The organism is Luteimonas sp. MC1572 (assembly GCF_016615815.1).
GTDB lineage: Bacteria > Pseudomonadota > Gammaproteobacteria > Xanthomonadales > Xanthomonadaceae > Luteimonas.
On record NZ_CP067112.1, the window covers coordinates 1509287 to 1531895 of the forward strand.

Annotated in this window: 24 protein-coding genes; 19 read left to right on the forward strand and 5 right to left on the reverse strand. The window is 69.0% G+C overall.

Annotation, left to right across the window (positions count from 1 at the left end; all coding sequences use genetic code 11):
- Positions 1–15 precede the first annotated feature (15 nt).
- The 17 genes from JGR64_RS06835 to JGR64_RS06915 all read left to right on the forward strand — a co-directional run bounded on the left by JGR64_RS06835 (position 16) and on the right by JGR64_RS06915 (position 17007).
- Complete coding sequence (locus tag JGR64_RS06835) at positions 16–774, forward strand: cyclic nucleotide-binding domain-containing protein (RefSeq protein WP_234447014.1); 759 nt, start codon at positions 16–18, stop codon at positions 772–774.
- 144 nt (positions 775–918) lie between these two features.
- Positions 919–3246, forward strand: a complete 2328-nt coding sequence (locus JGR64_RS06840) for a nitric-oxide reductase large subunit (RefSeq protein ID WP_199372636.1) — start codon at positions 919–921, stop codon at positions 3244–3246.
- A gap of 3 nt (positions 3247–3249) precedes the next feature.
- A complete protein-coding gene (locus JGR64_RS06845) occupies positions 3250–4491 on the forward strand; it encodes an NnrS family protein (RefSeq protein WP_199372637.1) in 1242 nt (413 codons plus the stop codon).
- Between the two features lie 3 nt (positions 4492–4494).
- The gene (locus JGR64_RS06850) at positions 4495–4902 is read left to right on the forward strand and encodes a SirB2 family protein (protein ID WP_199372638.1); all 408 of its coding nucleotides are present in this window, start codon (positions 4495–4497) and stop codon (positions 4900–4902) included.
- A 78-nt stretch (positions 4903–4980) separates the two neighbouring features.
- Entirely contained in the window at positions 4981–6519 is a 1539-nt protein-coding gene (nirK, locus tag JGR64_RS06855; protein WP_199372639.1) for a copper-containing nitrite reductase, read from the forward strand.
- 3 nt (positions 6520–6522) lie between these two features.
- Positions 6523–7293, forward strand: coding sequence for a formylglycine-generating enzyme family protein (locus JGR64_RS06860; protein ID WP_199372640.1), 771 nt, complete (start codon positions 6523–6525; stop codon positions 7291–7293).
- On the forward strand, positions 7290–7862 hold the full coding sequence (locus JGR64_RS06865; protein ID WP_199372641.1) for an SCO family protein: 573 nt from the start codon (positions 7290–7292) through the stop codon (positions 7860–7862). The genes JGR64_RS06860 and JGR64_RS06865 overlap by 4 nt, the downstream gene beginning before the upstream one ends.
- Before the next feature lie 199 nt (positions 7863–8061).
- On the forward strand, positions 8062–9564 hold the full coding sequence (gene ccoN / locus JGR64_RS06870) for a cytochrome-c oxidase, cbb3-type subunit I (protein WP_199372642.1): 1503 nt from the start codon (positions 8062–8064) through the stop codon (positions 9562–9564).
- 1 nt (position 9565) lies between these two features.
- Entirely contained in the window at positions 9566–10210 is a 645-nt protein-coding gene (ccoO, locus tag JGR64_RS06875) for a cytochrome-c oxidase, cbb3-type subunit II (RefSeq protein ID WP_199372643.1), read from the forward strand.
- On the forward strand, positions 10207–10350 hold the full coding sequence (locus JGR64_RS06880; protein ID WP_199372644.1) for a cbb3-type cytochrome c oxidase subunit 3: 144 nt from the start codon (positions 10207–10209) through the stop codon (positions 10348–10350). Before ccoO ends, JGR64_RS06880 begins: the two co-directional genes overlap by 4 nt.
- Complete coding sequence (ccoP, locus tag JGR64_RS06885) at positions 10347–11288, forward strand: cytochrome-c oxidase, cbb3-type subunit III (protein WP_199372645.1); 942 nt, start codon at positions 10347–10349, stop codon at positions 11286–11288. The genes JGR64_RS06880 and ccoP overlap by 4 nt, the downstream gene beginning before the upstream one ends.
- A complete protein-coding gene (locus JGR64_RS06890; RefSeq protein ID WP_199372646.1) occupies positions 11285–11581 on the forward strand; it encodes a hypothetical protein in 297 nt (98 codons plus the stop codon). The genes ccoP and JGR64_RS06890 overlap by 4 nt, the downstream gene beginning before the upstream one ends.
- On the forward strand, positions 11581–13137 hold the full coding sequence (locus tag JGR64_RS06895) for a 4Fe-4S dicluster domain-containing protein (protein WP_199372647.1): 1557 nt from the start codon (positions 11581–11583) through the stop codon (positions 13135–13137). Before JGR64_RS06890 ends, JGR64_RS06895 begins: the two co-directional genes overlap by 1 nt.
- Positions 13134–13640 (forward strand): FixH family protein, encoded by a 507-nt coding sequence (locus JGR64_RS06900; RefSeq protein ID WP_199372648.1) that lies wholly within the window; start codon positions 13134–13136, stop codon positions 13638–13640. The genes JGR64_RS06895 and JGR64_RS06900 overlap by 4 nt, the downstream gene beginning before the upstream one ends.
- A gap of 1 nt (position 13641) precedes the next feature.
- Entirely contained in the window at positions 13642–16059 is a 2418-nt protein-coding gene (locus tag JGR64_RS06905) for a heavy metal translocating P-type ATPase (RefSeq protein WP_234446927.1), read from the forward strand.
- Complete coding sequence (gene ccoS, locus JGR64_RS06910) at positions 16056–16289, forward strand: cbb3-type cytochrome oxidase assembly protein CcoS (protein WP_199372649.1); 234 nt, start codon at positions 16056–16058, stop codon at positions 16287–16289. Before JGR64_RS06905 ends, ccoS begins: the two co-directional genes overlap by 4 nt.
- Positions 16279–17007, forward strand: coding sequence for a sulfite exporter TauE/SafE family protein (locus JGR64_RS06915; protein ID WP_199372650.1), 729 nt, complete (start codon positions 16279–16281; stop codon positions 17005–17007). Before ccoS ends, JGR64_RS06915 begins: the two co-directional genes overlap by 11 nt.
- A 27-nt stretch (positions 17008–17034) precedes the next feature.
- Here the strand turns inward: JGR64_RS06915 and arsB are convergent, their stop codons facing one another.
- The gene (arsB, locus tag JGR64_RS06920) at positions 17035–18126 is read right to left on the reverse strand and encodes an ACR3 family arsenite efflux transporter (protein WP_233348000.1); all 1092 of its coding nucleotides are present in this window, start codon (positions 18124–18126) and stop codon (positions 17035–17037) included.
- The gene (locus JGR64_RS06925; RefSeq protein WP_199372651.1) at positions 18123–18473 is read right to left on the reverse strand and encodes a metalloregulator ArsR/SmtB family transcription factor; all 351 of its coding nucleotides are present in this window, start codon (positions 18471–18473) and stop codon (positions 18123–18125) included. Before JGR64_RS06925 ends, arsB begins: the two co-directional genes overlap by 4 nt.
- A 17-nt stretch (positions 18474–18490) precedes the next feature.
- On the opposite strand from JGR64_RS06925, the gene arsH reads away from it, so the two are divergent.
- Positions 18491–19246 (forward strand): arsenical resistance protein ArsH, encoded by a 756-nt coding sequence (gene arsH / locus JGR64_RS06930; RefSeq protein WP_199372652.1) that lies wholly within the window; start codon positions 18491–18493, stop codon positions 19244–19246.
- Between the two features lie 2 nt (positions 19247–19248).
- Positions 19249–19671: an arsenate reductase (glutaredoxin) gene (gene arsC / locus JGR64_RS06935; protein WP_199372653.1), complete on the forward strand. Its 423-nt coding sequence runs from the start codon at positions 19249–19251 to the stop codon at positions 19669–19671.
- Between the two features lie 34 nt (positions 19672–19705).
- Here arsC and JGR64_RS06940 read toward each other — a convergent pair whose 3' ends face one another.
- From JGR64_RS06940 to lolA, 3 genes are all read right to left on the reverse strand, one after another.
- Positions 19706–21016: a replication-associated recombination protein A gene (locus JGR64_RS06940; RefSeq protein ID WP_233348092.1), complete on the reverse strand. Its 1311-nt coding sequence runs from the start codon at positions 21014–21016 to the stop codon at positions 19706–19708.
- A gap of 97 nt (positions 21017–21113) precedes the next feature.
- Positions 21114–21827, reverse strand: a complete 714-nt coding sequence (locus JGR64_RS06945; RefSeq protein ID WP_199372654.1) for a hypothetical protein — start codon at positions 21825–21827, stop codon at positions 21114–21116.
- 139 nt (positions 21828–21966) lie between these two features.
- Entirely contained in the window at positions 21967–22599 is a 633-nt protein-coding gene (gene lolA, locus JGR64_RS06950) for an outer membrane lipoprotein chaperone LolA (RefSeq protein WP_199372655.1), read from the reverse strand.
- Positions 22600–22609 lie beyond the last annotated feature (10 nt).

The window sequence follows — 22609 nt, forward strand, 5'->3', positions numbered from 1 at the left end:
GCGGGTGTCGATCGCGTGAGCAAGGTCGCGTTTCCGCGCCTCGACGCCAGCGTGCTGGCCGACGACGGTGACGACTACCACTTCTGCTCCACCTGCGCCTTTTCCCAGGCGTGCATGGCGGAGGGCATGGACAAGGCCTCGCTGGGTGACCTGCACATGCTGGTGCAGCACGTCGGTCCGCTGCACGCCGGCGAACACCTGTTCCGCACCGGCGACCCGTTCGAGGCGATCGCGGCGGTGCGCGCCGGCACGGTCAAGACCTACGTCATCGACCGCAACGGCCGTGAACACGTGCTCGGGTTCCACCTGCCCGGCGAGGTGATCGGCCTCGACGGCATCGACGGCGACACCTACCCCTGCAACGCGGTGGCGCTGGACACGGTGATGCTGTGCCGGTTCTCGTTTCCGCAGATCTCGGTGCTGGCCGCGCGACTGCCAGGGCTGCAGAAGCACCTGTTCCGGCTGCTCAGCCGCGACATCGGCCGTGCGGCGCTGCTTTCCGGCGACTGGAGCGCGGACGAGCGCATGGCCGCCTTTGTCATCGGGATTTCGCGCCGGCTGGCCGCGCGCGGGTTCTCGCCCGACCGCTTCCAACTGACCATGGCGCGCACGGATATCGCCAATTACCTGCGCCTCGCGCCGGAAACAGTCAGCCGCGTACTCAAGCGCCTGCAGGACGATGGCCTGCTGGGTGTTGACCGCCGAGAGCTGGAAATCCTCGACCGCAAGCGGATCGAGGCGCTGGCCGCGCCGGTGCTCTGGACGCAGGCCTGAGACCAAGTCCTCACGGCGCGCCGCGCGGGTTGGTATGGTGGTTGCGGGACGGATCCACGGTATGCAAGTCGGGGCGCTTGACCTGGGTCATGGCGGCATCCGCTGCGTGGGGCCGATCATCCACCGACTGCAACGGAGGGTGTCATGGGGATATATCGAAAGCTTTGGCTGGGGCTGGCAATACTGCTGGTCTCGTCGTTTTCCGTGCTGCTGTGGGCGGGAGGCGAGATCTTCCGCGCCGCTCCGCCAATGCCCGAACAGGTGGTGTCGGAGACCGGCCAGGTCGTCTACACCCGCGCCGACATCGAACGTGGCCGCCAGGTCTGGCAATCGATCGGCGGCATGCAGCTGGGGTCGATCTGGGGGCACGGCGGCTATGTCGCGCCGGACTGGAGCGCGGACTGGCTGCACCGCGAGGCGGTCGGCGTGCTCGACCTGTGGGCACGTGAGGCCGGCGGCACGACCTGGGCCGGATTGCCCGCCGTCGAGCGCGCCAGCCTGCAGGGGCGACTGCAGGAATCAATCCGCCGCAACACCTACGATGCGGCCACCGGCACGATCACCCTCGACGCTGACCGCGTGTCGGCGATCACCGAGGTGGCATCGCACTACGTGAGCCTGTTCGGCAACGATCCGGCCACCGCCGGACTCCGCGAAGCCTATGCGATGAAGAACGACACCGTTCCGGATGCCGACCATCGGCGTTCGCTGACGGCGTTCTTCTGGTGGACGGCCTGGGCGGCGACCACCGAGCGGCCCAGCGAGATCGGCGACGGCATGGTGCCGGAGAAGTCCGGTGTGGTGCCGCAGCAGGTCACCTACACCAACAACTGGCCGAGCGAGCCGCTGGTCGGCAACCGGCCGGCGGCGCCGCTGTGGGTCTGGTCGGCCTTCAGCGTGCTGTTCCTGATCGCCGGCATCGCGCTGCTGGGCTGGTGGCATGCGGTAAGCCACGACAAGGAAGAGCGCGGTCACGCCATTCCGGCCAGCGACCCGTTCGCAGCGCTGCGCCTGACACCTTCGATGCGGGCGGTGGCCAAGTATTTCTGGCTGGTGCTGGCGCTGTTCCTGGTGCAGATCCTGCTGGGCGCGATCACCGCGCATTACCAGGTCGAAGGCCAGGACGCCTACGGCTTCGCGCTCTCGGAGATCCTGCCCTACTCCCTGTCACGCACCTGGCACACGCAGCTCTCCGTGCTCTGGATCGCGGTGGCCTGGCTGGGCACCGGCTTGTACATCGCGCCGCTGCTGTCGGGGCATGAACCGAAGTTCCAGCGGTTCGGCGTCAACTTCCTGTTCGTGTCGCTCATCATCATCGTGGTCGGTTCGTTCACCGGCCAGTGGTTCGCGGTAATGCAGAAGCTGGGCCTGGAGCACAACTTCTGGTTCGGCCACCAGGGCTGGGAGTACGCCGACATGGGGCGCTTCTGGCAGTGGTACCTGTTCATCGGCCTGCTGCTGTGGGTGGCGCTGGTGGGCCGTGCGCTGTGGCCCGTACTTCGCAACCGGGACAACGAGTCGCGGCATATCGTCGGCCTGATGTTCATGGCCACCACGGCGATCGGCCTGTTCTTCGCCTCGGCGCTGATGTGGGGCGAGCACACGCACATTTCCGAGGTCGAGTACTGGCGCTGGTGGCTGGTGCACCTCTGGGTCGAGGGCTTCTTCGAAGTGTTCGCGACCGCGGTGATGGCGCTGATCTTCACCAAGCTGGGCCTGCTCAAGACGTCCACGGCCACGGTGGCGGTGCTGTTCGCCACCATCATCTTCATGGCCGGTGGCGTGCTGGGCACCCTGCACCACCTGTACTTCGTCGGCACGCCGACCGCGGTGGTGGCGCTGGGCGCGAGCTTCAGCGCGCTTGAAGTCGTGCCGCTGGCCTACATCGGCTTCGAGGCCTACCAGACCTGGAAGCACGGCAAGGCGACGCCGTGGATGGCGCGCTACCGCTGGCCGGTGATGTTCTTCATCGCGGTGTCGTTCTGGAACCTGGTGGGCGCGGGGCTGTTCGGGTTCCTCATCAACCCGCCGCTGTCGCTGTACTACATGCAGGGCCTGAACCTCACGCCGCTGCATGGCCACACCGCGCTGTTCGGCGTGTACGGGATGCTCGGTATAGCGCTGGTGCTGTTCTGCCTGCGCGGCCTGCGCGGGCAGATGGTCTGGGATACGCGGGCGCTGAAGGTCTCGTTCTGGTGCCTCAACATCGGCCTCGCGCTGATGGCCCTGCTGACGCTGCTGCCGCTGGGCACGATGCAGCTGCTGGCGGCGATCGAGCACGGCTATGCGCACGCGCGTTCCGCGGAGTTCATGCAGCAGCCGATCGTGGACCTGCTGGTGTGGATGCGGGTTCCGGGCGACACGATCTTCAGCGTGGGTGCGTTCGCCCTCACCTGGTTCGTGCTCAGGCTGTGGATCGCGCCCCGTCGCGATCCGGCTGTGCTGCCAGGCAGCGAAACCGAGGCGGGTTGAGGCATGGCCGTTGCCCCCACCACGGCACGCGACGGCGCCACGGCGCCGCTCGCGAGGCTGGCCGTCGCGCCGCACCGCCTGCTGTTCTTCATCGGCACCGGCAACCTGCTGCTGGCGATGGCGTGGTGGACGGCGTGGCTGGTGTCGTCGCGCTGGCCGCAGCTGCTGCAGATGCACCAGCCCGAGCCCTACGCGGGCTGGCTGCATGCGCTGGTGATGCAGTACCAGATGCTGCCGAGCTTCATCTTCGGTTTCCTGTTGACGGTGTTCCCGCGCTGGATGGCCCTGCCCGATGCGGCCCGCTGGCATTACGTGCCGGTGGGCCTCGGCCTGTTCGGTGGACAGGTCGCCACTCTGGCCGGGGCGCTGGGCGCTCCGGCGGGCATCGAAGTCGGGATCATCATGACGCTGGCCGGATGGACTGCAGGCCTGTGCTTCCTCGGCGACCAGGTGGTGCGCGAACGCGGCACGACCTGGCACGCGCGCTCATGCTTCGCGGCGCTGGTGCTGGGCTGGATCGGCATCGCGGCGTTTGCGGCCACCCTGCTCGGCGCGTCGCCGCAGTGGATCTTCGCCAGCATCAAGATCGGTACGTTCGGGCTGCTGCTGCCGGTGTATCTGACGGTGGCGCACCGGATGTTCCCGTTCTTCGCCGCCAACGTGGTGCCGGGCTACGTGGCCTGGCGCCCGCTCTGGTTGCTGGCCGCGTTCTGGGTAGCCTGCCTGGCGCACCTCGGTCTGGAGTTGGTGCATGCGTACGCCTGGCTATGGCTGGCCGACCTGCCGCTGCTCGCGTTGTCATTGACCGCGCTGTGGCGCTGGTGGCCGCGCGGTCCCAAGCCCGGGATCCTCGCGGTGCTGTTCCTCGGTCTGGCGTGGCTGCCGGTCACGTTCGCGTTTTACGCGGCGCAGAGCCTGGTCTACTTCGCCGGCGAGGGCTTCATCCTCGGGCGCGCACCCGCGCATGCGCTGTTCGTCGGTTTCTTCGGAAGCGTCCTGGTGGCCATGGTGACGCGGGTCACGCAGGGCCATTCGGGACGGAAGATCGAGATGCCCGGGGTGGCCTGGTTCGCGTTCGCAGGGATCCAACTGGTGACCGTGGCGCGCATCGCGGCCGACGTCGTGGATGATGCGGCCGCATGGTGGGCACTGGCCGCGGCCGGCTGGCTCGTGGCGTTGGCGCCATGGGTGTTCCGGCTGGGGAGGATCTACCTGTCGCCACGTGCCGACGGCAAGCCGGGGTAAGCCATGATCGAGTTCTATCCACAGATCAAGTCGGTGCACGTGGCCACGGTGGTGGCCAGCGGCCTGCTGTTCGCCGCGCGAGGGCTTCTGGTGCAGGTCGGGCAGCCGCGCCTCGCACTCGCCGCGCCCGTGCGCTACCTGAGCTACACCATCGACACCACGCTGCTGACCGCAGCGCTGATGCTGCTCACCATCCTGCCCGGCGCGATGTTCGCCAACGGCTGGCTGGTGGCCAAGGTCGTGCTGCTGGTGGGCTATATCGTGCTTGGCACATTCGCGCTCAAGCGTGGGAACTCGCCGCGCGTGCGCCTGGCCTGCTACCTGGCGGGCTTGGCCGTGTTCGCATTCATATATACGATCGCCCGTACCCACCATCCGACGGGCATCTTCTGGCTGCTGTTCGCGGCCTGACCGTCCGACCCGCCCACGGATGATGTGTATCGCGCAGTCCCGTTTCCACAAGCCAGCCGATCGCCAGGAAATCAAGCCATGAAGGGTGCAGCCAGCAAGACCACGATTCTCGTCGCGGCGTTCGCCGCGCTTCTACTCGTCGGCTGCGACAGCGGCGAGCGCGCTCCCGCTTCCGGCAAGTCCGGGCAGGCCGCGACAACCGCCAAGAAGGACACCGGTGGCTCGCGCAAGGGCGACTTCGGGCCGCCGCAGGGCGAGCCGGTCAAGGCCGTGCTGACCTCGCCGCCCCACGTGCCGCCAGCTACCGGCCGCAGCCACCCGGCCAAGGTCATCGTCGAGCTCGACGTCATCGAAAAGGTGATGCCGATCTCCGAGGGTGTCGATTACACCTTCTGGACCTTCGGCGGCACGGTGCCCGGCAGCTTCATCCGCGTGCGACAGGGCGACACGGTGGAATTCCACCTGCGCAACATGCCCGACAGCAAGATGCCCCACAACATCGACCTCCACGGCGTGACCGGCCCCGGAGGCGGCGCGGCCTCCAGCTTCACCGCGCCGGGCCACCGCACGCAGTTCACCTTCAAGGCGCTCAACGCCGGGCTTTACGTCTACCACTGCGCCACCGCGCCGGTGGGCATGCACGTGGCCAACGGCATGTACGGCCTGATCCTGGTCGAGCCGCCGGAGGGGCTGGCCAAGGTGGACCGCGAGTACTACGTGATGCAGGGCGACTTCTACACGACCGGCAAGTACCGCGAAAAGGGCCTGCAACCGTTCGACATGGAGCGGGCGATCGATGAAAACCCGACCTACGTGCTGTTCAACGGCAGCGAAGGCGCCATCACCGGCGACAACGCGCTGGCGACCAAGGTGGGCGAAACGGTGCGCCTGTACGTCGGCAACGGCGGCCCCAACCTGGTGTCGAGCTTCCACGTGATCGGCGAGATCTTCGACAAGGTCTGGTACGAGGGCGGCACGCACTTCCAGGAAAACGTGCAGACCACGCTGATCCCTGCGGGTGGCGCGGCGATGATGGAGTTCCACATGGAAGTGCCGGGCAGCTACGTGCTGGTCGACCACAGCCTGTTCCGCGCCTTCAACAAGGGTGCGCTCGGCATCCTCAAGGCCGACGGCCCGGAGAACAAGGAGATCTACTCCGGCCTCGAGGTCGACGAGATGTACATCGGTGACCGCGCGCTGCCCAACCTCGCCGCCGTCTCCACTGCGGCGGCCGCGCAGAAGACCGGCGAGCTGACGGTCGAGGAACAGATCGCGGCCGGCAAGGCGCTGTTCTCGGGCACCTGCTCGACCTGCCACATGCCCAACGGCGAAGGCATGGCGGGCGTGTTCCCGCCGCTGGCCAAGTCTGACTACATCGCGGCCGACCCGACGTCGGTGGCGCGGGTGATCCTGCACGGCCTGGAGGGCAAGGTGACCGTCAACGGCACCGACTACAACTCGATCATGCCGCCGATGTCGCAGCTGACCGACGACGAAGTCGCCAACATCTCCACCTACGTGCTCAACACCTGGGGCAACCCCGGTGGCCGCGTGACCAAGGCCGAAGCCGCGACCATCCGCAAGACCAAGCCCGCCAACGCCTCAGCTGGCCACTGAGCCATGCGCCGCCTCGCCGCGCTGCTGCTCCTGCTCCCCCTCGCCGGCCTCGCCGCCGGCGGCGGGGACTACGTGAAGCTGCCCGGCGGGGCGTTCCGCACGGCGCTGAAGTACGAAGACCGGACCGGGCCCACACGCATCGCGCCCTTCGCGATGATGCGCACTCCGGTCAGCAACGCACGGTTCCTCGCGTTTGTCCGCACGCATCCGGAGTGGCGGCGTGACCGCGTCGCCTCGGTGATGGCCGAACCCCGCTACCTGTCTCACTGGGCAGGCCCGGTGTCGCTTGGCGAGACCGCGCGCCCGGACCAGCCGGTGGTGCAGGTCAGCTGGTTCGCCGCGCAGGCCTACTGCGAGGCCGAAGGCGCACGGCTGCCCACCTGGGACGAATGGGAGTACGCAGCGGCGGCCGATGAAACCCGCACCGACGCCCGCCGCGACCCGCGCTGGCGCGAGCGCATCCTCTCCTGGTACTCGCGCCCGTCCAACGCGCCGCTGCAGCGGGTCGGATTGCAGGCGCCGAATGCCTATGGCGTGCAGGAACTGCACGGCCTGGTCTGGGAATGGACCGAAGACGCCTCGGCACTGATGATCGCCGAGGACAACCGCAACCAGGGTGACGCCGACAATGCGCGCTTCTGCGGCGCGGGTGCGCTGTCGATGGACGATCGCGACAACTATGCGGTGCTGATGCGGGTGGCCATGCTGTCCTCGCTCGGTGCGCGCGATACCACTGCCAACATGGGCTTCCGCTGCGCGAAGGACCTGCCATGAACAAGTTGCTGGCCATCGTCGGCCTGTGCCTGCTGCTGGTCTGCACGCCCGCGTTCGCGGCCCAGCCGCCCAAGGACTCCGTCTACGCCCTCCCGCTGCCGCTGGTGGACCAGGACGGACGCAGCTTCGACTGGCGCGAGCGGCGCGGGACCGTGCAACTGGTGTCGATGTTCTACACCTCGTGCCAGTACATCTGCCCGCTGATCGTCGACAGCGGCAAGGCCATCGAACGCCAGCTGTCAGCCACCGAGCGCGCACGCCTGGGCCTGCTGCTGATCAGCATGGACCCGGCGCGCGACACGCCCACTGCGCTCAGGAAAGTGGCCACGCAGCGTAAGCTCGACACCACGCGCTGGACGCTGGCCCGGCCGAGGCCACAGGACGTGCGCAGCATCGCCGGACTGCTCGGCATCCGCTACCGGCTGCTGGAAGACGGTGAGTTCAACCACACCAGTGCGCTGGTACTGCTGGATGCGGACGGGCGCATCATCGCCCGCACGGAGCGGATGGGCAGCCGCCCGGACGCCGATTTCATGGCGGCGGTCAAGCTCGCGCTTGCAACGGACTGACCTGTAGCGGGCCGGAGGTGGGCCCCCTCCAGGAGGGGGTGCGTCTATAATGCGCGGTGCAACGCCGCCGCCTCGCGCCTGGCGGGCGCATGCGCAATGCCTCCGCCGCCGCCTCCGCGGGCCATGCATTGATCGCGATCAATGTCGCGCCCCGACGGGCAGCCGAGAATACACACCAAGCAACCAAGGTCACCGCACAATGTCCTCGCCCCCCGCCATCGCTCTGGCCACGCCCGCCAGCGGCCAGGAAGCAGCCAGGTCCGGCTATTACAACGACAAGGTGGTGCGCCAGTTCACGGTCGCGACCGTCTTCTGGGGCATCGTCGGCATGGCCGTGGGCGTGTTCATCGCCGCGCAGCTGTACTGGCCGACGCTCGGCGAGGGCATCCCGTGGCTGAGCTACGGCCGCCTGCGCCCGCTGCACACCAATGGCGTGATCTTCGCGTTCGGCGTCTGCGCCCTGTTCGCCACCAGCCTGCACGTGGTGCAGCGCACCTGCCACGTCCGCCTCATCTCGGACAAGCTGGCATCGTTCGTGTTCTGGGGCTGGCAGCTGGTGCTGGTACTCGCCGTCATCACCCTGCCCCTGGGCATGACCCAGGGCAAGGAGTACGCCGAGCTCGAGTGGCCCATCGACTGGCTGCTCACCGTGGTCTGGGTGGCCTACGCGGTGCTTTTCTTCGGCACCATCGTCAAGCGCCGCGTGCAGCACATCTACGTCGCCAACTGGTTCTTCGGCGCGTACATCATCACCATCGCCCTGCTCCACATCGTCAACAACATCGCCATCCCGTCGGGCCTGGGCAAGTCGTACCCGGTGTACAGCGGCGCGGTCGACGCGATGGTGCAGTGGTGGTACGGCCACAACGCGGTCGGCTTCCTGCTGACCACGGGCTTCCTCGGCATGATGTATTACTTCGTGCCCAAGCAGGCCGGGCGCCCGGTCTACTCCTACCGCCTGTCGATCGTCCACTTCTGGGCACTGATCGCGGTGTACATGTGGGCCGGCCCGCACCACCTTCACTACACCGCGCTGCCGGACTGGGTGCAGTCGGTGGGCATGGTGTTCTCGCTGGTGCTGCTGGCGCCCAGCTGGGGCGGCGCGATCAACGGCATCATGACCCTGTCGGGTGTCTGGTACAAACTGCGCACGGACCCGATCCTGAAGTTCCTGATCGTCGCGCTGTCGTTCTACATGATCGCCACGTTCGAGGGGCCGATGATGTCGATCAAGACGGTCAACTCGCTGTCGCACTACACCGACTGGACGATCGGCCATGTGCACGCCGGCGCTCTGGGCTGGGTGGCCATGATCACCATCGGCTCCATCTACTCGCTGATGCCGCGCGTGCTGGGCCTGAAGGAGATGTACTCGATCAAGTGGATCGATACCCACTTCTGGCTGCACACCGTGGGCGTGGTGTTTTACATCGTCGCGATGTGGATCGCCGGCGTGATGCAGGGCCTGATGTGGCGCGCCACCAACGCCGACGGCACGCTGACCTACAGCTTCGTCGAGTCGCTCAACGCCACCTATCCCTACTACCTCGTTCGCCTCGGCGGCGGCGTGCTGGTGCTCGCCGGCATGCTGCTGATGGCGGTCAACACCTGGAAGACCTTCCAGATGGCGAAGGCCCCGGCCCCGCAGCCGGTGATGCCGCCCGACCCCGCCGACGCGCGCGCTTCCAGCCAGGTTGCCTGACATGAGTGAAAACAAGATTCCCCCGCCTCCGAACCCGCACGCGAAGATCGAGAGGAACGTCGGCCTGCTGATCGGGCTGGTCGCGATCGCCGTCTCGTTCGGTGGCCTGGCCGAGATCGTGCCGCTGATGTACCAGGCAGAAGCCATCGAGCCGTTGCCTGGCGTCGAACCCTATCCGGCGCTCGAGCTGGCCGGGCGCGACGTCTACGTCCGCGAGGGTTGCTACAACTGCCACTCGCAGATGGTCCGCACCCTGCGCTTCGAGTCCGAGCGCTACGGCCACTACTCGCTCGCCGGCGAGTCGGTCTACGACCGCCCGTTCCAGTGGGGCTCCAAGCGCACCGGGCCGGACCTGGCGCGCGTGGGCGGCCGCTATTCGGACGACTGGCACCGCGTCCACCTGATCGACCCGCGCGCGGTCGTGCCCGAGTCCAACATGCCGTCCTTCCCGTGGCTGGTGGATGCGGAGGTCAACGCCGAGGCGGTTGCACGCAACATGCGCAGCCTCAGGCGCCTGGGCGACCCCTACAGCGACGAGGACCTCGCCGGCGTGGCCGACGCGGTCGCCGGCAAGACCGAACTCGACGCGGTCGTGGCGTACCTGCAGGGGCTGGGCAAGCACGCACCCACGGGAGCGGCGCAATGATCGGCGGGTTGATCAGCCTCGCGCTGCTGCTGCTCTTCGTCGGCAGCTGGATCTGGATCTGGAGGCCTGCGTACAAGGCCGAGTTCGACGCGGCCGCCAGGCTGCCCCTTGAGGACGATTCCGAGGAGCCCGGGCAATGACCACCGGTTGGAGCATTTACGTCATCGCGCTGGTGTTGCTCAACCTCGCGGGGTGCTGGGCGCTGCTGAGGTGGACGAGCCGCCGCCACCCGGGCGATCCCAAGCCCGAGGACACTGGCCATGTCTGGGACGGCGACATCACCGAGTACAACAAGCCGCTGCCGCGCTGGTGGATCATCGGCTTCTACCTGACGATCCTGTACGCGATCGCCTACCTGCTCTGGTATCCGGGCTTCGGCAACTTCAAGGGCTTCGGCAACTGGAGCTCGGCCATCGAGCACGACGCGGACAAGGCCACGCAGGACGCGGTGCTGGCTGAAACCTTCCGGCCCTACGACGGCCGTGCGATCTCCGAGCTTGCCGGCGACCCGCGCGCGGTCGAGCTGGGACGGGCGATCTTCGCCAACACCTGCGCCACCTGCCACGGCTCGTCCGCGCAGGGTGCGGTGGGTTACCCCAACCTCAGCGACGACATCTGGCATTGGGGCGCGTCGGAAGATCGCATCCTCGAGACCATCCTCGACGGCCGCCAGGGCGTGATGCCGGAATGGGGCACGGTGCTCACCGGCATGGGCGGCAACAACGCCGTGCTCTCCGTCGCCACCTACGTCCGCGCACTGGCCGGCGACGTCCCGGCGAACGACTTCTTCGCCGCACAGGGCAAGGGCCTGTACGAGGGCGTCTGCGTCGCATGCCACGGCATCGACGGCAAGGGCAACCAGGACCTCGGCGCGCCCGACCTGACCGACGGCTACGCCATGTACGGCAACTCGGTGGAGTCGATCATGGAGACCGTCAACAAGGGCCGCCACGGCGTCATGCCGGCGCATCGCGAACTGCTTGGCGAAACCCGCTCGCGACTGGTGGCCTCCTATGTATGGTCGCTGTCCAACCCCGAGGCCACGCCGAGCCAGGGCCAGCCACTGGGCGCGCAATGAGCAACCTGCCCGGCCCCGGGTTCGACCATCCGCCGCGCCCCATGGCGCAGCGGGTCGGCGCGATCCTGTGGCCGAGTTTCTTCGCCGCGGCCGTGGCGACGATGGTGTTTTCCGCCTTCGTCGACCCGCTCATGCTGCGTGACATCACATTCCCGGATGTCGAGATCAGTCGCAGCCTGGGCTATTCGATCGCGTTCTTCATGTTCTGGGTGGCCACCGCGGCGTCCAGCCTGTTCACGTGGATCCTGCTTCGCCCGGCCAGCCGGTTCAACAAGGCGCTCTCCCCAGACTGATGAACCGCCGTATCCCCCTGGAGCTTGCCGGCGACGATGGCGGCTCGATGTATGTCAGCGAGCGCAAGGTCTATCCGCGCGAAGTCTCCGGACGCCTCAACACCCTGCGCGTGGCCGCCGTGTTCTGGCTGCTCGGCATGTTCTACGTGTTTCCGTGGCTGCGCTGGGACGGCCGCCAGGCGGTGCTGTTCGACCTGCCGGCGCGCAAGTTCCACGTGTTCGGGCTCACGTTCTGGCCGCAGGACTTCCTGTTCCTGGCGCTGCTGCTGATCATCGCGGCGCTGGCGCTGTTCTTCTTCACCGCGCTGGCCGGACGCCTGTTCTGCGGCTACGCCTGCCCGCAGACGGTGTGGACCGAAGTTTTCCTGTGGATGGAGCGCTGGACCGAGGGCGAGCGCAACAAGCGCATGCGGCTCGACGCCGGCCCCTGGACGCGCGAGAAGCTCCTGCGCAAGGGCGCCAAGCACACGCTGTGGGTGGTGTTCGCGCTGTGGACCGGTTTCACGTTCGTCGGCTTCTTCACGCCCATCACCGAACTGGCCGAGCGCCTGCCGACACTCGACTGGGGTGGCTGGGAAACGTTCTGGGTACTGTTCTACGCCCTCGCCACCTGGGGCAATGCCGGCTTCCTGCGCGAGCAGGTGTGCAAGTACATGTGCCCCTACGCGCGTTTCCAGAGCGCGATGTTCGACCGCAACACCCTGATCATCGCCTACGACCCGATGCGCGGCGAACCGCGCGGCCCGCGCAGGCGTGGCCTGGGCAGCGTGGCGCAGCGCGCGCGCGGCCTGCTGGACCAGATCACCGCCTACGACTACGTGTTCCGGGCCGCGCTGCATCCGACCGCGGCCGACAACCGCGTGCAGGCCGCGGGCACCATCACGCTCGGTGGCATCGGCGAAGTCGCGGAGCCGCTGCCGAAATTCGCCACCGAGGCGCTGGGCGACTGCATCGACTGCACCATGTGCGTGCAGGTCTGCCCGACCGGCATCGACATCCGCAACGGTCTTCAGTACGAGTGCATCGCCTGCGGCGCCTGCATCGACGCCTGCGACGACGTGATGGACAAGATGGGCTTCGAGCGCGGCCTGATCCGCTACAGCACCCAGAATGCGATCGACAACAAGCCCACGCGTGTCCTGCGTCCGCGGGTGCTGGTGTACGGCGCGCTGCTGCTGGTGCTGTCCGTCGCCTGGGTCGCGGGCGTGAACATGCGCAGCCCGCTGATCGTCGAAGTGCTGCGCGACCGCAATGCGCTCTACCGCGCGGTGGGCGGCGGCGAAGTCGAGAACGACTACACCATCAAGCTGGTCAACAAGACTGACCAGGCCGGCACCTACCGCATCGTGATCGAAGGTGGCGCGCCCGGCATCGAGCTGCGCGGCAGCGGCCTGGATGCGGTGCACGCCGGCCCGCAGCAGGTGATCAGCGTCCCAGTGATCGTCGTCGCGCCGGATTCCCTCAAGGGTCGCCACTCGCTGACCTTCCGCGTCGAAACCGCCGCCGGCGATGCCAGCGAGACGGTCGACAGCAGCTTCTTCGGACCCATGCCATGACTGAACAGCAGAAACGTCCCTTCTGGCGCGAGCCGATGATGTGGCTCGTGATCGGGCTGCCGCTGTTGTCGGTGGTCGCCGGCGTGATCCTGGTCGGGCTGGCGACCCGCGACGCCAGCGATTCGGTGGGCGACGTCGTCCAGCGCACCGCGCAGATCCAGGTCTCCGACCTGGGGCCTGACGCCCGCGCCCGCGAGCTCGGCCTGAGCGCCATCGTCCGCATCGACGAGGGCTACGTCGAAGTGCTGCCGGTGACCGGCAAGTTCGACCGCACGCAGCACCTTCGCGTGCTGCTGCGCCACCCGACCCTCGCCGCAGACGACATCGAACTGAGCGCGCTGCCGGGCGAGCACGGCTGGCGCACCGGGGCGGAAGTCGCGCTCGACCACGACTGGAAGCTCGAGGTGATGCCCGAAGGCAGGCCGTGGCGCCTCCAGGGACGCCTGCCCAAGGGCCAGCGCGCCGCCCACGTGAAGCCGGCCATCTCCGGCGAGCAGCCGTAACGTGAACGCGGGCGCGGTCGCCACGGCCGCCGCCGTGGGCGGCACGCCCGCCACCATCGCGGGCTGCTTCCACTGCGGCGAAGCGTTGCCGGCCGCGCCGGCCACCGCGCGCATCGATGGCGAACCGCGTCGCTTCTGCTGCGACGGCTGCGCCGCCGCCGCGCAGTGGATCCGCGACGCGAGCCTCGAGGACTACTACCGCCTCCGCACCGCGTCGGGCGGTCGTGCCGCGACCGATCTCGAGGCGCAGCTGGCCGCGTTCGACCGCGACGATGTCCAGGCCGGACACGTGCGCGACATGGACGGCGGCCGCGAGATCACCGTACTCACCGACGGCATGCGCTGCGCCGCCTGCGCCTGGCTGGTCGACCGCGCGGTCGCGCGCGAGCCCGGCGTCCGCGAGGTCGTCGCCAACGCCGTGACCGGCCGCATCCGGATCGCCTGGGATCCGGCGCGCACCACGCTTTCCGGCCCGCTGCGGCGCCTGGCCGCGCTCGGCTACGTGCCCTACCTCGCCTCGGGCATCGCCCGTGAACGCGCGCGCCGCGCCGAGCGCAACCGCGACCTGCTGCGCATGGGCATCGCCGGCCTGGCGTCGATGCAGGCGATGATGTTCGCCGAGGCGCTGTACCTGGACATCTACCAGCAGATGCCGGTGCCCACGCGCGATTTCCTGCGCTGGATCACCTTCATGGTGTCGACGCCGGTGGTGTTCTGGTGCGGCTGGCCGTTCATCGCCGGCATGCTGCGCGAGCTGCGCAACCGCCACCTCGGCATGGACACGCTGATCGCCAGCTCCACGCTGCTGGCGTATTTCGCCAGCGTGTTCGAGACGCTGCGCGGGGGCACGCACGTCTGGTACGACGCCGCGGTGATGTTCGTGTTCCTGCTGCTGGGCGCGCGCATGCTGGAGCAGCGCGCGCGGCGCATCGCCGTGGCCCAGGTCGACACGCTCGCGCGTGCGCGCCCCGAGCTGGCGACGCGCGAACTGGCGGACGGCAGCCGCGAGGTGGTGCCGACTGCCGCCCTGCTGCCCGGCGACATTGCCTGCATCGCGGCTGGCGACACCGTGCCCGCTGACGGCACGCTGATCGATGCCGCCGCGCGGTTCGAAGAGGCGCTGCTGACCGGCGAAGTCCATCCGGTGCTGCATGCGCCGGGCGACACGATCTACGCCGGCACCGTCTGCCGCGAAGCCCCGGCGCGCATTCGCGTCGAACAGGTGGGCGCCGGCACCCGGCTGTCGGAGCTGGAGTGGCTGGTGGAACGCGCGCAGTCGCATCGCCCGCGCGCGGCGCAACTGGCCGACGCGTTCTCCAGCCGCTTCGTGGCCGGCATCCTGGTGGCGGCGGTAGCGGTTTACATCGGCTGGCGGATCCACGATCCGTCGCGTGCGCTCGAGGTGACCATCGCCCTGCTGGTGATCAGCTGCCCCTGCGCACTCTCGCTGGCGGTGCCCACCGCGCTCGCCGTCGCCCACGGCACGCTGGCGAAGCTCGGCGTGCTGTCGACCGATGGCGAGGCGCTGGGCTCGCTCGCCGCGGCGACCGATATCGTCTTCGACAAGACCGGCACCCTCGGCAGCGGCCGGCCCACGCTGGCGCGCGTGGAGGCCTTCGGCGGCCTCGATGTCGAAGACGCACTCGGCATCGCGACGGCGCTGGAGCGCGACAGCCTCCACCCGATTGCCCGCGCATTCGAAGGCCGGGACGCCGGCCTGGCCGTGGCTGCGGTGGAAGAACACGCGGGCCTGGGGATCGCCGGCACCGTCGAGGGGCGCGCCTGGCGGATGGGTCGCGCCGACTTTGCCGCCGGACGGGTCGACGACGGCGCGCTGTGGCTCGGTGACGGCGCGCAGGCTGCCGCCCGCTTCGCCCTCGAGGAGCCAGCGCGTGCCGATGCGGCGCCGGCGATCGCCGCGCTCCGTGACCTGGGCGTGGAAGTGCACCTGTCGAGCGGCGATGCCGCGACGACGGTGATTGCGTTCGCCGACATGCTCGGCATCGACCATGCGGCTGCACGCCAATCACCCGAGGACAAGCTCGGCGGCGTGCGCGCGTTGCAGGCCAGAGGCAAGGTGGTGGCCATGGTCGGTGACGGCCTCAACGACGCACCGGTGCTGGCCGGAGCCGATGTCTCGATCGCGATCGGCAGCGGCGCCGCCCTCGCCCACCGCGCCGCCGGCCTGGTGCTCACCGCGCCCTCGCTGCTGCGCATTCCCGCCGCGATCGGCCTGGCGCGTCGCACGCGCGCCATCGTGCGCCAGAACCTGGCCTGGGCGCTGGGCTACAACCTCGTCGCCATTCCGCTCGCTGCGGCTGGCCTGGTCACGCCCTGGGTGGCGGCGCTGGGCATGGCGGTGTCGTCGCTCATCGTCACCCTCAATGCGTTGCGCCTGGCGCGGACACGCGCGCCATGAACGTCCTGCTGTTCCTCATCCCGGTGAGCCTGGTGCTGCTGCTGCTCGCGGTCTGGGCGTTCCGCTGGGCGGTGCGCAAGGGCCAGTTCGAGAACCTCGACGCGGCAGCGATCGATATCCTGCGCGACGACAGCAACGACCGGGCGCCGGGTGAGGATGCGCCACGCAACGCGCAGGCCGTGGACGGCGACAGCAACGGGCCACCTGGAGGCCCGGACCGTGCCGACTGACTGGCTGGCCATCGGCGCCGCGCTGCTCGCCGGCCTGCTGGGGGGCGTGCACTGCGCGGCCATGTGTGGCGGCATCGCCACCGGCTTTTCGGCGATGGGCGGCCGCAACGGCTGGTGGCCGGCGCTGCAGCCCAACCTCGGACGCGTCGGCGGCTATGTCGCGGCGGGTGCGATCGCCGGAGCACTCGGCGGCGGCATCCTGGCGGTGGCGCGCAGTCCGTGGATCGCGTTCGGCGCGCGCATGCTGGTCGGCGTGGTGCTGGTGGTGGTCGCGCTGCGGCTGCTCGACCGCAAGGGTCGCCTCGGCTTCCTCGGACGCCCGGGGTCGGCGATCTGGCAGCGCCTGCGCGCGTTGCAGCGCCCGTTGCTGCCAGCCGACACCCTCGCCAAGCGCCTCGCACTTGGCGTGCTGTGGGGCTGGATGCCGTGCGGCTTGAGCACCACCGTGCTCGCCGCGGCCTGGCTGCAGGCCGATGCGCGCAACGGCGCCCTGACCATGGCCGCGTTCGGCCTGGGCACCTTGCCGCTGATGGTGTCGCTGACGTGGTCGGGCGCGCGCATCGGCCAGTACCTGCAGCGCGGCTCGTGGCGTCTGGGACTCGGCCTGGTGGTGCTCGCCGCCGGCGTGCTGACCATGGTTGCGCCATGGCTGATGCACATTCCGGCTCTGGCGGGGCCGCTGGCGGCGCTCGGCTGCCTGCCACCGCCGACGCGCTGAGTGAGGTCGGCGCCCGACCCGCCGCACTCAGGACGGGCGGTTCCCAGCACCCGCCGCGTACCAGCCCTTGCTGGAATTGACGATCCGCACCACGGTCAGCATCACCGGCACTTCCACCAGCACGCCGACCACGGTGGCCAGCGCCGCGCCCGAATGCACGCCGAACACCGCCACGGCCGTGGCGACGGACAGCTCGAAGAAGTTGCTGGCGCCGATCAGCGCCGAGGGGCCGGCGACGCAGTGCGCCACGCCCAGCCTGCGGTTGAGCCAGTACGCCAGGCCGCTGTTGAAATACACCTGGATCAGGATCGGGACCGCGAGCATCGCGATGATCAGCGGCTGCTCGACGATCTGCCGTCCCTGGAAGGCGAACAGCAGCACCAGCATCAGCAGCAGTGCAGCCATCGACACCGGGCCCAGCCGTTTCAGGGTGGACTGCAGTGCGACTTCGCCGCCGCGCCGCAGCAGCCAGCGGCGCAGGAGCCCGGCGATCACCACCGGCACCACGATGTACAGCGCCACCGACAGCAGCAGCGTCGACCACGGCACGGTGATCGATGAAATGCCCAGCAGCAGCGCCACGATCGGCGCAAACGCGAACAGCATGATCAGGTCGTTGAGCGCCACCTGCCCCAGGGTGAACTCCGGCTCGCCATCGCACAGGTTGCTCCAGACGAAGACCATCGCCGTACAGGGCGCGGCGGCGAGCAGGATCAGGCCGGCGACGTAGGAGTCCAGCTGCGCGGCCGGCAGGTACGGCGCAAAGACATGGCGGATGAAGACCCAAGCCAAGAGCGCCATCGAAAACGGCTTGACCGCCCAGTTCACGAACAGGGTGACGCCCATGCCGCGCCAGTGCCTGCCGACCTCGCGCATCGCGCCGTAGTCGATCTTCAACAGCATCGGGATGATCATCAGCCAGACCAGCACGGCGACCGGCAGGTTGACCCGGGCGATCTCCATCGCACCCAGCGCCGCGGATGCAGACGGGAACACGTAGCCCAGCCCGGTGCCCACCGCGATGCAGGCCAGCACCCACCAGGTCAGGTGGCGTTCGAACGGTCCCATGCGCTGCGCCAGGGATGAGCCCGGGACGACGCCTTCGCTGACGCTGCTCATGCGCGGGCCCGTCCCTTCCTGGCCGTGACCGCTGCAGCGCCCGGAGGCTGGCAGCGCGCCGGGTCACCGCCGCAGCAGTTGCGCGTCAGGAACTCGACCAGGCCGTTCATGGCCTCGAAGTCGGCGCGGTAGCAGATGTGGCGGCCGCGCGGCTCTCCCTGGATCAGGCCTGCAGCGCTGAGTTCCTTGAGGTGGAATGAAAGCGTCGCGCCGGGCAGCGCCAGCGCTTCGGCGATCTCGCCGGGCATGCGTCCGTCGGGGCCGGCCTCGACCAACAGTCGAAAGATGGACAGGCGGGTGGGTTGCCCGAGGGCGGCCAGCGCTGTGGTTGCGTTCTTCAGTTCCATGTTTCTAGAATACTGGAATGAAACCGAACGAAGCAATCGCCTTGGCGCCCTCCGATCTCGCCAACCTGGCTCCCGCGGCGGTGGACATCCCTGCGCACGACAAGCTGGGCATGGACGGAGCCGCGCACCCTCCGCGCATCCTGATCCTGTACGGCTCGCTGCGTCCGCAGTCCTACAGCCGCAAGCTCGCGCTCGAGGCGGAACGCCTGCTGCGCCACTTCGGAGCCGACACCCGCGTCTTCGATCCCCACGGGCTGCCGCTGCTGGACAGCGTGGGTGACGACCATCCACGGGTGCGAGAGCTGCGCGAATGGTCGCAGTGGTCCGAGGGCCAGGTCTGGGTGAGCCCGGAACGCCACGGCACGCTGACGGCGGTATTCAAGAACCAGATCGACTGGTTGCCGCTGGAGCAGGCCGGCATGCGACCGACCCAGGGACGCACGCTGGCGGTGATGCAGGTCTGCGGCGGCTCGCAGTCGTTCAACGTGGTCAATGCCCTGCGCCAACTGGGCCGCTGGATGCGCATGGTGACCATCCCCAACCAGTCGTCGGTGCCCAAGGCGTGGCAGGAGTTCGACGAAGCCGGCCGGATGAAGCCCTCCCCCTATTACGACCGCGTGGTCGATGTGATGGAGGAGCTGGTCAAGTTCACGCTGCTGGTGCGGGGCCGCAGCGACTACCTCACCAGCCGCTACAGTGAGCGCAAGGGCGACCTGGCCGCGCTGAAGCTGGCAGCGGCGTCAGGCGCTGTTGCAACGTCAGCGGAGAGCTAGCCATGCACGCGGTCATCTATCACAACCCTTCCTGCGGCACGTCGCGCAACACGCTGGCGCTGATCCGGCATGCCGGAATCGAACCGGTGGTCATCGAGTACCTGCGGGATCCGCCCACGCGCGAGCGCCTTGTCGAGCTGATCGCGGCCGCGGGCCTGGACATCCGCGACGCCTTGCGACGGAAGGGAACGCCGTACGACGCACTCGGGCTCGACGATCCCGCCTTGTCCGATGCGCAGCTGCTGGACGCGATGCTGGCCGAGCCGATCCTGATCAACCGTCCGTTCGTGCAGACGGCGCTGGGCACGCGCCTGTGCCGGCCCTCTGAAGTGGTGCTCGACATCCTGCCGCCGGTGTCCCGCCCGTTCACCAAGGAAGACGGCGAGGTGGTGATCGACGCCAGCGGGCGCCGGGTTCGCGAGTAGCGGCCGTCGCACGGACCGCGGCGCGAAATGGCGGTTACTTCCGCCGCGCCCGGATCCGCTCCAGCTTCTCGCGCAGCTTGATCTCCAGGCCGCGCTCCACCGGGCGGTAGTACACGCGCTCGCCCATCGCGTCCGGAAACCCGGTCTGGTCCGCGGCGATTCCGCCTTCCAGGTCGTGGTCGTACTGGTAGCCCTTGCCGTAGCCGAGCTGCTTCATGAGTTTCGTTGGCGCGTTGCGCAGGTGCATCGGCACCTCCGCGGTGCCATGCGCCACCACGTCGCCACGCGCCTCGCCGAAGGCGACATAGGCGGCGTTGGACTTGGCGGTGCTGGCCAGGTAGATCGCCACCTGCGCCAGCGCGAGGTCGCCTTCGGGGCTGCCAAGGCGGTCATGCGCGTCCCAGGCTTCCAGCGCCATGGTCAGCGCGCGCGGATCGGCCAGGCCGATGTCCTCCACCGCCATCCGCGTCAGGCGGCGCGCGAGATAGCCGGGATCCGCGCCGCCGTCGAGCATGCGCGCCAGCCAGTACAGCGCGGCGTCGGGGTTGGAGCTGCGCACCGATTTGTGCAGCGCGGAGATCTGGTCGTAGAACTGCTCGCCGCCCTTGTCGAAGCGGCGGCTGCGGTCGGCCAGCACCTGCGCGAGGGTGGCGTCGTTGATGGTGCCGCCCTCGCCCGCCAGCTCCGCGGCGATCTCCAGCAGGGTGAGCGCGCGGCGCACGTCGCCATCCGCAGCCGATGCGATCAGCGCCAGCTGTTCGTCGCCGACGACCATGCCGCGCCCGCCAAGGCCGCGTCGCGGGTCCTCGAGCGCACGCTGCAGGGCCAACACGATGTCATCGGCCGATACCGCCTCGAGCACGTGCACGCGGCAACGCGACAGCAGCGCGGAGTTGAGTTCGAACGAGGGGTTCTCGGTGGTCGCGCCGACGAACACGATCGTGCCGCGTTCGATATGCGGCAGGAACGCATCCTGCTGCACCTTGTTGAAGCGGTGCACCTCGTCGACGAAGAGCACCGTGCGCCGCCCGCCGGCGAAACGCTGCTCGGCCTCGGCCAGCACCTTGCGCACCTCGGGCAGCCCGGAGAGCACCGCGGAAATCGCCTTGAACTCGGCGTCGGCATAGTCGGCGAGCAGCAGCGCCAGCGTGGTCTTGCCGCACCCGGGCGGCCCCCACAGCACCATCGAATGCACGTTGCCGGCCTCGATGGCGCGCCGCAGGGCCGAGCCTTCCGCCAGCAGGCGGCGCTGCCCGACCATCTCGTCGGGCGTGCGCGGGCGCATGCGCTCGGCCAGCGGGCGCATGGCGAGCGCGGTGTCGTCTTCGGGCAGGAGGCCGCGCATGTCGGCGTCCGGGACTGGCTTGCGGGGCACGTCGCATCCGGGTGTGGACCGGGCGACAAGATAGCAAGTGGCGTGTCGGCCGCGTGCCCGGGCCGCCTCAGTAGCTCGCGACGGGCGCCATGGGATCGACACTGATGTTGGCGCCCAGCTCCTGGCGCACGCGCAGCCAGGTCGCATCGCGACGGTCGTACACGGCTTCGACGTGGGCGCTGGTGTTGCCGCCGGTGCCGAAGTCGGCGATGCCGCGGGCGTCGATGCGTACGAACCGCGAACCGGTCTCGACGCTGTTGATGGCGTCGAACTGCAGGTAGACGCGACCCGCGCCGGGCAACTGCTCGAGTTCGGTGGCGAGGCGCTCCTCGAGCTCCGCCACCAGCGTCGCGTCGTTGGGCACTTCACGCTCGCCATCGCCGCCAAGCTGCACGTCGGGCCAGCCGGCGCTGGCGAACAGCGTGTCGTAGCGCGTGCGGTACTGGAATGCGAGCCAGTCGCCGTCGCCGGTGGTGGCGTCGGCCATGGCGCTGGCGCCAATGCGGACCCGGCCGCTGCCGCTCACCACCTGGTCGCGATCGCTCTCGGCGACCAACTGCGCGCTGTCGAGCCGCACGTCGACCGTCGCGTCGCCGAACTCCGCGCCGAGCGCACCGACCAGTACGGCGGCCACCGCATTGCGGACGTCATCGCCCGCCGGCTGCGGCGCGATGGCGGCGCCCTGCTCCGCTGTGGCCGGCTCCGTATCGCCAGCCTGCGCCAACGCGGCCCCGCCGGGCGCGGTAAGAAGCAGGCCCAGTACGAGGCAGCGGAACGGCATGGGGCACAACAGCGGCATGCGATACGGGCGTGAAGTCGGCGGCGACACTGTCCATAACGCAGGAACGGCGCCACGGGGGCCACCCGTGACGCCGTCCTGGTTGGTGCCGCTCCGGCGCGGCGAGGCCGCGCTGCGGGCGTCAGCCTTCGCCGATCACGTCAACGCCCGGGCCGGGCGTGTACTTGAACGTTCCCGCGCCGAAACGAGGGTTGCGCTTCCAGCCGCTGAACGCGATCTCGGTGCGCTGGCCGAGAGTGTCGACAACCTCCATGCGCGCCAGGCCCGCGCTCGAGAACCCGAGCCTTGCACTGGCAAAGCCCGCTTCCGCCTGCTTGGGCGTGAGCAGCAGCCACGACAGGCCATCCGCATCGCCTGCCTCGCGGACGTTGTAGTCGCGGTCGAGCCGCGACGGGTCGATCAGTGCGGCCAGCGGGCTGTCCTGCTCCTCGGCGCCCTGGGGACGCACGGTGACCTGCTCCAGGTCGGGATCGTGGATCCAGACCTTGCTGCCGTCGGCGACGATCAGCTGCGCGTAGGGCTTGACGTACTCCCAGCGGAACAGGCGCGGCGCCGACATCGCCACGCGGCCGCTCGAGGTTTCCTTGATACGGCCGTCGGCGTCGAACACCTTCTGCACGAACTGGCCATCGAGGCCCTTCAGGCCGCGGGTGAAGCCATCCAGGTTGTCACGGGCACCGGCGAACGCGGTGCCGGTGGCGAACAGCGCGATCAGCGCGATCAGCGCGAGCAGCCAGAAACGGGTACGGATCATGGTGGAAGGC